General features: G+C 65.8%; 11 protein-coding genes and 1 tRNA gene. 7 read left to right on the forward strand and 5 right to left on the reverse strand.

What is annotated here, in order from left to right; genetic code table 11:
- The first annotated feature begins 66 nt into the window (after window positions 1-66).
- Entirely contained in the window at window positions 67-1,182 is a 1,116-nt protein-coding gene (locus H7X47_RS06785) for an ATP-dependent 6-phosphofructokinase (RefSeq protein WP_193367882.1), read from the forward strand.
- Window positions 1,179-1,730 (forward strand): TIGR02444 family protein, encoded by a 552-nt coding sequence (locus tag H7X47_RS06790; protein ID WP_193367883.1) that lies wholly within the window; start codon window positions 1,179-1,181, stop codon window positions 1,728-1,730. The genes H7X47_RS06785 and H7X47_RS06790 overlap by 4 nt, the downstream gene beginning before the upstream one ends.
- Window positions 1,731-1,734: 4 nt before the next feature.
- Here H7X47_RS06790 and H7X47_RS06795 read toward each other — a convergent pair whose 3' ends face one another.
- Both H7X47_RS06795 and H7X47_RS06800 read right to left on the reverse strand, forming a co-directional pair.
- Window positions 1,735-1,965, reverse strand: a complete 231-nt coding sequence (locus H7X47_RS06795) for a hypothetical protein (RefSeq protein WP_193367884.1) — start codon at window positions 1,963-1,965, stop codon at window positions 1,735-1,737.
- 15 nt (window positions 1,966-1,980) lie between these two features.
- Entirely contained in the window at window positions 1,981-2,577 is a 597-nt protein-coding gene (locus tag H7X47_RS06800) for a UbiX family flavin prenyltransferase (RefSeq protein ID WP_193367885.1), read from the reverse strand.
- A 103-nt stretch (window positions 2,578-2,680) separates the two neighbouring features.
- On the opposite strand from H7X47_RS06800, the gene H7X47_RS06805 reads away from it, so the two are divergent.
- Complete coding sequence (locus tag H7X47_RS06805) at window positions 2,681-2,851, forward strand: YdcH family protein (protein WP_193367886.1); 171 nt, start codon at window positions 2,681-2,683, stop codon at window positions 2,849-2,851.
- 313 nt (window positions 2,852-3,164) lie between these two features.
- On the opposite strand, the gene H7X47_RS06810 is transcribed toward H7X47_RS06805, so the two are convergent.
- The gene (locus H7X47_RS06810) at window positions 3,165-4,796 is read right to left on the reverse strand and encodes an acyl-CoA synthetase (protein WP_193367887.1); all 1,632 of its coding nucleotides are present in this window, start codon (window positions 4,794-4,796) and stop codon (window positions 3,165-3,167) included.
- 299 nt (window positions 4,797-5,095) lie between these two features.
- On the opposite strand from H7X47_RS06810, the gene H7X47_RS06815 reads away from it, so the two are divergent.
- The 3 genes from H7X47_RS06815 to H7X47_RS06825 all read left to right on the forward strand — a co-directional run bounded on the left by H7X47_RS06815 (window position 5,096) and on the right by H7X47_RS06825 (window position 9,373).
- Window positions 5,096-7,165, forward strand: coding sequence for a methyl-accepting chemotaxis protein (locus H7X47_RS06815; protein WP_193367888.1), 2,070 nt, complete (start codon window positions 5,096-5,098; stop codon window positions 7,163-7,165).
- Between the two features lie 517 nt (window positions 7,166-7,682).
- A tRNA-Asp gene (locus H7X47_RS06820) sits at window positions 7,683-7,758 on the forward strand.
- Between the two features lie 487 nt (window positions 7,759-8,245).
- On the forward strand, window positions 8,246-9,373 hold the full coding sequence (locus H7X47_RS06825; protein WP_193367889.1) for a slipin family protein: 1,128 nt from the start codon (window positions 8,246-8,248) through the stop codon (window positions 9,371-9,373).
- Window positions 9,374-9,548: 175 nt separating this feature from the next.
- On the opposite strand, the gene H7X47_RS06830 is transcribed toward H7X47_RS06825, so the two are convergent.
- Both H7X47_RS06830 and H7X47_RS06835 read right to left on the reverse strand, forming a co-directional pair.
- Window positions 9,549-10,241 (reverse strand): hypothetical protein, encoded by a 693-nt coding sequence (locus H7X47_RS06830; protein ID WP_193367890.1) that lies wholly within the window; start codon window positions 10,239-10,241, stop codon window positions 9,549-9,551.
- 178 nt (window positions 10,242-10,419) lie between these two features.
- On the reverse strand, window positions 10,420-10,908 hold the full coding sequence (locus H7X47_RS06835; RefSeq protein ID WP_193367891.1) for a GNAT family N-acetyltransferase: 489 nt from the start codon (window positions 10,906-10,908) through the stop codon (window positions 10,420-10,422).
- Between the two features lie 340 nt (window positions 10,909-11,248).
- On the opposite strand from H7X47_RS06835, the gene H7X47_RS06840 reads away from it, so the two are divergent.
- On the forward strand, window positions 11,249-11,521 hold the full coding sequence (locus H7X47_RS06840; RefSeq protein WP_193367892.1) for a hypothetical protein: 273 nt from the start codon (window positions 11,249-11,251) through the stop codon (window positions 11,519-11,521).
- Window positions 11,522-11,567 lie beyond the last annotated feature (46 nt).

Below are 11,567 nucleotides of genomic sequence, written 5' to 3' on the forward strand. Positions count from 1 at the left end.
CTGACTTAAAAGGACTCTAAAGTCTCCCGGAGAGGACTTTTTTCGCGCGGAAGGTGACGGGGGACCATGGTTGCAGTCAAACCCACAGGGCATAAACGCATCGGGGTACTGACCAGCGGCGGCGACTGCGCCGGCCTCAACGCGATCCTGCGGGCGGTGGTCCTGCGCGCGGTCGGGCACTACGGCTGGCAGGTGGTCGGCATCCGCAACGGCACAGCCGGCCTGCTGGCGCGGCCGGTGGAGGCGCAGACCCTGGAACTGGGACTCGATCTCTTCGACGGCAGCCTGCTGCGCCGTGGCGGCACCATCCTGGGCACCACCAACAAGGGCAATCCCTTCGACTACCCGCTGCCCGACGGCAGCCGCGTCAACCGGGCCGGCGAGGTTATCGAGGGCTACCGCGAGCTGGACCTCGACGCCCTGATCGGCATCGGCGGCGACGGCAGCCAGGCGATCCTGCGGCGCCTGGCCCAGGAGGGCGGCATCGACCTGGTCACCGTGCCCAAGACCATCGACAACGATCTGGGCCACACGGAGTTGTCCATCGGCTATTCCACCGCGGTGAAGGTGGCGACCGACGCCCTGGACCAGCTGCAGCCGACGGCGGCCAGCCACTCACGGGTCATGGTGCTGGAGGTCATGGGCCGCGACGCCGGCCACATCGCCATAGCCGCCGGCATCGCCGGCGGCGCCGACGTCATCCTGATCCCGGAAATTCCCTATACCGTGACCGGCATCGCCGCCAAACTGGAGCAGATCCGCCAGGGCGGGCGCAACTTCGCCCTGGTGGTGGTGGCCGAGGCGGTGAAGACCGAGGAAGGTGAACTGGTGAAGCAGACACAGGCGAGCGGCGCGCAGACCTACGGCGGTGTCGGCCACTACCTGGCCGCGCGCATCGCCGAGGAGACGGGCGCGGAGACCCGGGTGACCGTGCTGGGCCACCTGCAGCGCGGCGGCATGCCGACCGACCGCGACCGGCTCATGGCCTCCATTTTCGGCGTCCACGCGGTGGACCTCATCGCCGAGGGCAAGTTCGACCGCATGGTGGCCTGGAGCGGCCGCCAGGTTGTCGACATCCCCATCGCCGAGGCCATCGCCGGCTACAAGGCCGTCGATCTGGACGGACCGCTGGTGCACACCGCCCGCGGGCTGGGCACCTATCTCGGGGAGTTCTCGCCATGACGCAGAGGGAGGCTGTCACCGCACCGGACAAGACGCCTTTCTGGCTCTTTTCCGGCAGCGTCTACGGACGGCCCGGCGTGGCCGAGGCCTGCCTCGATCTGCAGGACCGCCACGGCCTGGACGTGAACCTGCTGCTGTTCTGCGCCTGGGCGGGCACCCGCGGCCGGCGGCTCGACAACGCCGACCTGGGGCTGCTGCGCTCGGCCTCGCGGCCCTGGCACGACGAGGTGGTGGCGCCGCTGCGCGCGGCGCGGCGCTGGCTGAAGCAGCAGGTCGTCGTGCCCGACGACCTGGGCGAGGCCTTCCGCGAGGAGGTCAAGGGCCTGGAGCTGCAGGCCGAGATGCTGGAGCAGCTGGTGCTCTACCAGGAACTGGAGGTGCCGGAAGGCGCGGGCGACGCCGAGGCCGTCGCCGCCAACCTGCGGCTCTATCTCACGCGCTTCAAGCCGCTGCCCACCGACGACGACCTCGCCGATCTCGCGGCCATCCTGCACGGCGCCTGCCCTGAGGTGGCCCCGGTGCACGCGATCCGCATCCTCGAAGACTGAAAATTCAGTCCTGGCGAAAGTACATGAAGAGCAGGGGAGCCCAGAGGACAAGGGTGGCCAGGAAGGTGACGCCAAAGGGTACGATGGGCTTCAACAGATAAGGCGCAAGCGCGATAGAGCAGAGGCAGGCGAGCGCGAAGACAAGGCCGTAGGTGAAGGGCCGCTCTTGTCGCTTCCGGCCCATCCACCAGAATATTCGCTGATAGAAGCTGTAGATCTGGGATAGGGCGTACATGGTTGGCGCTTACCCTCAGCCCCTGAGCGGGCGCACCTTGCCCGACTCCTCGCCCCAGCGTTTCACTTTGCCGGCCTCGAGCCCGAAGAGGTCGAGCACGCGGCCCACCGTGTGGTCGACCATCTCGTCGAGCGACTCCGGCTTGGCGTAGAAGCCGGGCACCGGCGGGGCGATGACCGCGCCCATTTCCGAGAGCGCCAGCAGGGAGCGCAGGTGGCCCGTGTGCAGTGGCGTTTCGCGCAGCATCAGCACCAGGCGGCGGCGCTCCTTCAACACCACGTCGGCAGCGCGGGTCAACAGGTTGGAGGTGACGCCGGTGGCGATCTCCGACATGGAGCGAATCGAGCAGGGGGCGATCACCATGCCGAGCGTCTGGAAGGAGCCGCTGGCGATCGCCGCGCCCACGTCGCCCACCGGGTAGACCACGTCGGCCAGGGCCTTGACCTGGGCGACCTTGAGGTCGGTTTCATAGGCCAGGGTGGTTTCCGCCGCCTTGGAGAGCACCAGGTGGCTCTCAACCGGCAGATCGCGCAGGATTTCCAGCATCCGCACGCCATATCGCACGCCGCTTGCCCCCGTAATTCCGACGATCAGCCGTTGATTTTGCGTCACAATTTTAACCCGGATCCGTGCAATTTCAGGGCGTCACGTAATTGCAAAAAAATGCGTCCTAGGCTAGCATATGGAGGTACCCAAGGCTCATTGGAGGTTCCGAATGCCAGCAGATGAGCGTATCGCGTCATTGCGCACCAAGCATGCGGCCATCGAAAACGCAATTGACGACGAAGAGCACCGGCCGCATCCCGATGATCTCCGCATCATTGAACTTAAACGTGAAAAGCTCCGCATCAAGGACGAAATAGCGGGGCATCTAGACCACGCCTAGCAAAACTCCCAAGCAAAGCCTCAGTCTCAGGCGCTGACCAATCAGCCGCCAGGCAGGCTCGTGCCGGGGGAGATGTCCCCAAAGGAGTAAAGCTAGGACCAAGCGTCGGCACGACGAGAAGACAAGCAGGCATTTGACGCTTTTACCCGCGTCCCCCGCCCTCCGTTTCAGGAGGTGCCGAGGGGCGCGGTTTTGTTTCTGGGATGATTGACCTCGTGCTTCGAGACGCCCGCTCCTCAACATGAGGTCGGTTCTCCAGCCTCACCCTGAGGAGCGGTCCGAAGGATCGCGTCTCGAAGGGTGTGATCGAGGACTACAGCCCCTTCGCCTCTTCGCGCAGAACGAATTTCTGGATCTTGCCGGTGGAGGTCTTGGGCAGGGGGCCGAAGACCACGGTCTTGGGCGCCTTGAAGTGGGCCAGGTGGTCGCGGCAGAATTCGATGATCTCCGCCTCCTCGGCGCTCGCGCCCGGCTTCAGCTCGATGAAGGCGCAAGGGGTCTCGCCCCACTTGTCGTCGGGCCGGGCGACGACCGCCGCGCCGGCGACGGCCGGGTGGCGGTAGAGCGCGTCCTCGATCTCGATGGAGGAGATGTTCTCGCCGCCGGAGATGATGATGTCCTTGGAGCGGTCCTTCAGCTCGATGTAGCCGTCGGGATGCCACACGGCGAGGTCGCCGGTGTGGAACCAGCCGCCCTTGAAGGCCTTGTCCGTCGCGCTCTCGTTCTTCAGATAGCCCTTCATCACCACGTTGCCGCGCATGAAGACCTCGCCCAGGGTCTCGCCGTCGCGCGGCACCGGTTCCAGCGTTTCGGCGTCTGCGACCATGAGGCCTTCCAGCGCCGGATAGTTCACGCCCTGGCGCGCCTTCATCGCCGCCTGCTGATCGATGTCCAGGCCGTCCCACTCGCTGTGCCAGGCGCAGACCACGGCAGGGCCGTAGACTTCGGTCAGGCCGTAGACGTGGGTGACCTCGATGCCCGCGTCCTGCATGGCGGCCAGCACCGCGGCCGGCGGCGGCGCGGCGGCGGTCATGAACTTTGCCTGCTGATCGAAGTCGCGGCGCTCTTCCTCAGGGGCATTCAGGATCATCTGCATGACGATGGGCGCGCCGCACATATGGGTCACGCCGTGGTCGGCCAGGGCGTCGTAGATCGCCGCGGCGCGCACGTGGCGCAGGCAGACGTGGGTGCCGGCCAGCGCGGTGATCGTCCAGGGAAAGCACCAGCCGTTGCAGTGGAACATCGGCAGCGTCCAGAGGTAGATCGGGTGCGGGCCCATGCCCCAGACCTGGATGTTGCCGATGGCGTTCAGGTAGGCGCCGCGGTGGTGATAGACCACGCCCTTGGGGTCGCCGGTGGTGCCGGAGGTGTAGAGCAGGGAGAGCGACTCCCATTCGTCGCCGGGCAGGGTCCAGGGAAAGTCGGGGTCGCCGGTGGCGAGGAAGCTCTCGTAGTCCGTCTCGCCCAGCAGCTCGCCGCCTTCTCCGAGCGGGTCGTCGATGTCGATCACCAGGATCTCGCGGCCAATCTCCGCCAGGGCCTCCTTGATGACGGGTGAGAACTCGCGGTCGGTGATCAGCACCTTGGCCTCGCCGTGGTTCAGCATGAAGGCGATGGTCGCGGCGTCGAGGCGCACGTTGAGGGCGTTCAGCACCGCGCCGGCGGCGGGCACGCCGAAGTGGGCCTCCAGGCAGGGCGGGGTGTTGGGCGCCATGATGGCCACGGTGTCGCCGCGCCCGATGCCGCGCTGCTGCAGCGCCGAGGCGAGGCGCCGGCTGCGCGCGTAGGCCTCCGCCCAGGTGTAGGTGAGATCGCCGTGGATGACCGCGCAGCGCTCTGGGTAGACCGCGGCCGCGCGCGGCAGGAAGCTCAGGGGGCTGAGCGCCAGGTGGTTGGCCGGCCCCTGGTCCAGGTTGTCTTCGAAGGGATTTACGCTGTTGCCCATAACCGCCGTCGCCCGCCCCATCCGCAGTGTTTTTCTTGTTCCCGCCCAGCCAGCAGAGGTAGCGCCTCGCCCTGAGCCGCGCAACTTTCTTCGCCGCTGCCGCGCCGGTTGCGCCTTGCCGGCCTGATCTAATCGTTTCGGCTAAAGGTTGTGTTTGTTTCTCCATTCTGAACCGTAAGTCAATAGACCCCTGATTCTTGGGCATTTTTTGTTAATTGCTTGGTGCTAAAGCTACGTATTCCTATTCAACAGGCCTGCGGCAGCTGGGACCCGCGGCGGGCGCAGGAGTGACCTTTCCCATGACCATAGCGACCGGTTTGAGTTTCCTTCGCGGGCAGAGCGTGAAGGCGAAGATTCTCGGCTGTTTCGTGACCCTGGCCGTGCTGACCGCGGTGACCGGCCTGATCGGCGGCTGGACCGCCAACAGCATCGGCCGCGAGGGTGTCGAGGTGGCCGAGCGGCTGGCGCCGCTGGGCGATGCCGCCATGGAGATCAAGCTGTCGGCCACCGAGGCCCACCTGATCTTCGAGGAGATCATGGCCGGGGACACCGGCGAAGATATCCAGGTGGTCTGGGATCTGCTCGACGAAGCGCGCTTCTACGCCAATGCCATCCTCAACGGCGGCGAGAACGACGAGGGCCGCTTCTACGCCAGCGAAGACCCGGTCGTGCGCGGCGACGTCACCAAGGTCCTGGAGAATCTCGACAGCTTTATCGCTGTGGCGGAGCAGCGTTACGCCTCGCTGAACGACAACCAGGGTGTCGGCAGCGACGCCGACGTGCGCTTCGACGAGCTCTACGACGGCCTGCTGGCCGGGATCGCCGAGGGCGCCGGCGACGGGTTCCTGAGCAACGTCGCCGAAGCGCAGCAGCTCGCCGGCGAGGCGCGCTTCCTGCTGGCCAACGGTCACCTGATGGTGGAAGAGGTAGTGGGCGGCGACGCCGGCGAGGATATCGTGGAGGCCACCGGCAATTTCGCCGAGGCCCAGGCGCGCATCGCCCAACTGGGCGAGACCTACCGCATGGCCGGTGCCTCGGAACTGCTGAGCGGCATTCAGGAGCTGAGCGACCTGGCACAGTCCCGCTACCAGTCCAGCCTTGACGTGTCCGGCGCCGGCAGCGAGGCCGACGAGATTTTCGATACCTCCTTCGAGACCCTGATCGCCACCGCCGACGCCGCAGAGGAGGCGATCCACGATGCCATGGAGCTGGGCGTGGAGAACCTGCGCGGCCACAGGAGCGACGGCGTCATCCTGATCATCATCGCCACGGTGGTCTCCTTCGTGGTGGCGGTGACCCTGGCGCTGGTCATGGGCCGCGGCATCTCCGTGCGCATCGGCCGTCTGGCCGGCGCCATGCTGAAGCTGGCCGAGGACGACTTCTCCGTCACCGTGCCCTTCGCCGCCGACAAGGACGAGATCGGCGCCATGGCCGGCACGGTCGAGGTCTTCAAGCAGAACGGCGTGAAGGCGAAGGAACTCGCGGCGGCACAGCAGCAGGAACAGGCCGCCAAGGAAGCGCGCGCCAGGCAGATCGAGGGCTTCTGCCAGAGCTTCGACCAGAAGGCCGCGGCGGTGCTGAAGGCCGTCACGACCTCCTGCGAGGAGATGCGCGCGGTCGCCCAGAAGATGAACCTGACGGCGGAAGAGACGGCTGATAACGCGAAGCTGGTCACCGGCGCGGCGGAGGAGGCGTCTTCCAACGTGCAGACCGCGGCCTCCGGCGCCGAGGAGCTGTCCGCCTCGATCGGCGAGATCTCGCGCCAGGTCGCCCAGTCCAACGACTACACCACCAAGGCGGTGGCGGAGACCGAGAACATCACCGGGCGGGTCAAGGGCCTGGACGATGCGGCGCAGAAGATCGGCGACGTCGTCGGCCTGATCCAGGACATCGCCGAGCAGACCAACCTGCTGGCCTTGAACGCCACCATCGAGGCGGCGCGCGCCGGCGAGGCGGGCAAGGGTTTTGCCGTGGTGGCCAGCGAGGTGAAGACCCTGGCGACCCAGACCGCCAAGGCGACCGAGGAGATCGGCCTGCAGATCGGCGGCATGCAGGACGCCACCGGCGGCGCAGTGACGGCCATCGACGGCATCCGCGGGATCATCGCCAGCATCAACGAGAACGCCTCGGCCATCGCCGCGGCGGTGGAGCAGCAGAACGCGGCCACCTCGGAGATCGCCCGCAACGTGCAGCAGGCCTCGGCCGGCACCAGCGACGTCTCCGCCAACATCGGCAACGTCAACCAGGGGGCGGCCCAGACCGGCGCCGCCGCGTCGCAGGTGCTGAGCGCCGCCGACGCCCTGACGGCCCAGGCCGACGAGCTGCAGCGCGAGGTGCAGGACTTCCTGGACTCCGTGCGCGCGGCCTAGGCGCGGGCCCAAGCTTCCGTTCTTCTCCTGCGCCGTCTCGGGCGGGCCCGGCCGGGCTTCTTCCCGAGGCGGCGCAACTTTCTTCGCGCTTCACCGCCGCGAACTTTCACGATTGGTCTTTTTTCGCCTCAACCGCAGGTTCGGGTTGATTTCCGACTCCGACCTGGCCTATACCCCGCCTCCCGGACGCACTCCCGCGCGCCGGACAACGCGAAACGGAAACCCGATGACCTTTATGGATCGTCACATAAGCCCCGACGAAAGGGCCAACACACACCGGGTCTAGAGCCCGCGGTTTCCGCGCGACTCCTGCCCCGGCGACAACGCAAGACGGAGGCAGGAACGAAATGAATTCAAGACAGACATAACGACGAACGGCATCCCTCGCGAGAGGATCAGGAGCCCTATTCGTTTGGTACTTGGCAGACCGCTCTATGGTCCGGGTTCTGTAGGCCCGGCCGGCGCGATCGGCGTTGGTAATGCGCCCTTCGTGTGTCGAGCAATAGGTACCTTAGCGGCCGAATTAGCTCAGCGGTGAGAGCACCGGATTGTCGATCCGGAGGTCGCGGGTTCGATTCCCGCATTCGGCGCCATGGATGTAGCTCAGAGGGTAAGAGCACTAGCTTTCAACGCTAGATGTCGCGGGTTCAACTCCCGCCATCACACTCAGCCTTTAACGCTGATCCGAAACGAAGGATGCCGGAAGAGCGCCAGGCCCCGCCTCGCGCTGCTGCGTGCCGCTTCGGCGGTGCGCCGCGGCAACGGGCAGGGGCCAGGCGGCGGCCTGCTTCCGCGCGTCCCCACCGCGCTCTCCGACGCTGTCCACAAGAGATTCCGGCACGCCCTTTCCGCATTTTCGGGAAGGGAACCCCGGGGTCCCGCGCGGGCGGGGGAGGGAGAGGGCCGGGGCCGTCCAGCAGCCGGCGTCGGGGCTCTTCCGGTGTTCCTCAACCGATATTTTTTAGGAGCATTTCCCGGCCCCCGAAACGGGGCGAAAAACATAAACAAGCAATGCTCCGATCCCTCGCGGGACAACGACAGAAGAAGAGAAGAGAGAAAGAAGAAGAAAGGAACAGACCGATGGTTTTCAAGACCGAGAAGATCGCGGACTACGAGCTCGGTCTCCTCTACCGGGACCGGGCCTTCCAGAAGGTGCTGGCGCCGGGCGTGTACCGCTTCCTGCCGGGCCGGGCGGAGATCGAGGTCGTGAAGCTCGACCTGCGGGCCCTGCCGGTTCGCGACGCGGCCCTGGCGGCGCTCTACCTGACCCACCCCCGGGTGGTCGAGGAGCACTTCCTCGTCGCCGACATGGGGGATGGCGATCTGGGCATCGTCTATGCCGACGGCAAGCTGGCGGGCCTGGTGGCGCCGCGTAGCGTGGCGTTCTACGCCAAGGCGCTGCGGCAGGTGAAGCTGGAGGTGGTCGACGCGGCCGCCGCTTTCGAGCTGCCGGAGCGGCTGGTCGGCCCTTTGGCGCGGCTGGGCGCGAAGGACCTGGTGGCGGTGGTTGAGGTGGTCTCCGACCACGTCGGTCTGCTCTACCTGGACGGCGTGCTGCAGAAGCAGCTGAAGCCGGGCCGCTACGCCTTCGTGAAGGCGTTGCACCGGATCGACGTGGCCTCCTTCGATCTGCGGCTGCAGACCCTGGAGGTGACCGGCCAGGAGTTGCTGACCAAGGACCGGGTCGGCCTGCGTGCCAACCTGACCGCCGTCTTCCGGATCGTCGATCCGCTGAAGGCGGTCGCCCTGACCAGCGACCTGAAGGACTTCCTTTACAAGGAGCTTCAGTTCGCGCTGCGGCAGGTCATCGGCACCCGGACCCTGGAGCAGGTGCTCGGCGACAAGCTGGGCATCAACCAGGCGATCGAGGCGCTGGTGCTGCCCAAGCTGGGTGACGCGGGCCTTGCGGTACCCTCCGTCGGTGTGAAGGACATCATCCTGCCCGGAGACGTGCGGGAGCTGATGAACCGGGTCATCGAGGCGGAGAAGACCGCCCAGGCCAACGTCATCAAGCGGCGTGAGGAGACCGCGGCCACGCGGTCCCTGCTGAACACCGCCAAGCTGATGGAGGACAACCCCATCCTCCTGCGGCTGAAGGAGCTCGAGGCGCTTGAGAAGGTGTCGGAGAAGTTCGGCAACGTCGTCGTGACCAACGGTATCGACGGCGTTCTAGAGGATCTGGTGCGGATCCGGCCCAAGCGTGCGTAAGCACGCGAAGGCCGGCTGAGCCCGGACTGCCGGCGGGGCCGGACCCATCGAACGAACGGTGGGTCCGGCCCCGTTTTTTTATCCCTCTCCCCATTCCTGCGTTCCCCTCCCCCTTGATGGGGGAGGGTCAGGGTGGGGGTGGGGCGGCGGACTCGCGGGCCCGCCTCGCCCTTTGTCAGGCCCAGGTCAGCACGAAGAGGCCGGCGAAGACCAGCGGCACCAGGCTCAGCGCGGCGACGATCAGCACCGGGTAGCCGAAGACGGCGACGCCGGCGGCCAGCAGCAGGAAGCAGTTGAAGGCGAAGAAGGCCTTGGCGCTGGCACGGCCGTTGGCCGCGTCCTTCACCAGCCAGCCGACGAGCGGCACGGCGTAGAGCGCGCGCAAGGCGCCGCCGCCCAGGGCCGCCAGGCCCGCGCCGCGCGGCCGGCTGTCGGCGGCGGCCTTCGCGCGCAGGCGGTGGCGGTCCTGCGTCCGCGCCTTCTCGCCGAAGCGGATGGCGAAGAAGATCAGCGCGCCGACGACCGGCGGCAGCGCCAGCAGGGCCGGTTGCAATCCTTCGGCAGCCAGCAAGGGCACGCTGGCCAGGCTGCCGCCCAGGGAGATCCAGGGCAGAGCAGCAATGGTGAGGCGCACGGCCGGGTTCCGCGGCCGCTCGAACTCGCAGGCGCCGCTCATGGAGTTGGCGAGGAAGCCCAGGTTCACCAGGAAGAACCAGGCCAGCAGCGGCAGGCAGACGGCGGTCAGCGCCGCCACCAGCGGCAGGTCCAGGTTGCGGGTCGAGCCCGGCAGGATGGTCAGGTCCAGGCCCAGCCACACCGCGAAGGGCAGCAGCATGAAGAGGCCGACAACGTAGGGAAGATGACGCATAGGTAAGGGGTCCAGCCTTGCAGTTGGGGGGATCGGTTTTTGTTGTTCTGATTTGCCAGTCAGGTGCCCCGGATATAGGGCAGGCCCCCCGCGCGATCGACTTGCAGAAGTGTCGCAGGGCGTTTTGCCGCACTGCGGTAAGTTGCCGCAGTAGTGCGATTTTTCCCCGTCGCTCCGCCTAGCGTCCGCCCTTGATCTCGCGCTCGTAGATGATGGCGCCGCTGTTTTTGGCCACGGCATCGTAGAGCCGCCGCGCCGTCGCGTTGTCGCCTTGCGTCTGCCAGTAGACGCGCTTGGCGCCCGCCGCCATGGCCGCGTCGCAGACCGCCTCGATCAGCGCCCGCCCGACGCCTTGCCCGCGCGCCGCCTCGGCGGTGAAGAGGTCCTCCAGGTAGCACAGCGAGCCCAGGACATTGGTGCTCAGGTGATAGAGGTAGTGGGTGAAGCCCAGCAGCCTGCCGTCCGCCGCTTCCGCCACCAGTCCCCACAGCGGCTGGGCGTCGTCGAAGAGCCGCCCCCAGGTCATCGCCGTCACGTCGGGCTCCACCGGCGGCTCGCCGCCCGGCCCCCAGGCGTGCCCGTAGAAGACGTTGTAGGCGTGCCAGAGCGGCAGCCACTGATCGTAGTCGTCGGGGCGCGGCGGGCGGATGAGGGCGGTGGAGGGCATGAGGGTATTCCTTGCTAAATGCTCGCTATGCCTCAATTGCGTCAACTCTGTTGCTTCCAAGCACTTAGCGATACTGCAGACAGGATTATCCCCGCTATACCGAACTGTCCCCAGGAATGCTCCTTTCAAAGGCCTGCTTGCTGCAGGCATTGTGGTCCTGAGCGATTGCTGGGTGATTCCCGAAAATTTCACAGATTTCGCGGTACTCTGAACGTTGCTTGTATCATGCACAAAATATGGTGATCGGTTGGAACCTGGGCACTACATCATGTGCTATTCTCCGATTCGGATTGTTGATATGATGTTCTTGTTTTGTACTACTATGTGATGGGGAAGAAAGATGACACAGGTTCTCAAGCTCAAGTCGGCTGAGTCGATCAGAGAGCTTATAACGCGCTCTCCAGTCCTCTTTATCCACGAAAATGAAACCCCTGAAGATACCCAGGCAAAACAACTACTGTTCCAAGAATTTGGCTCAGCTATGTCGGTAGTGTCGCGCCAAAGCACAGGTGAGGATGAGATAGTCCCGGAGTTAGTAGCATCTGGAACCAGCTACTATGGACTAGATGGCATAAGAAGATTTGTCGAATACATCCGTAACCTGAGAGATTGATGCTGGCGCATACAATTTTGTGGTAGGAAAGTTTTCGACTCTTTCA

The sequence above is a fragment of the Pelagibius marinus genome (assembly GCF_014925385.1).
In the GTDB taxonomy this organism is placed as follows: domain Bacteria; phylum Pseudomonadota; class Alphaproteobacteria; order Kiloniellales; family Kiloniellaceae; genus Pelagibius; species Pelagibius marinus.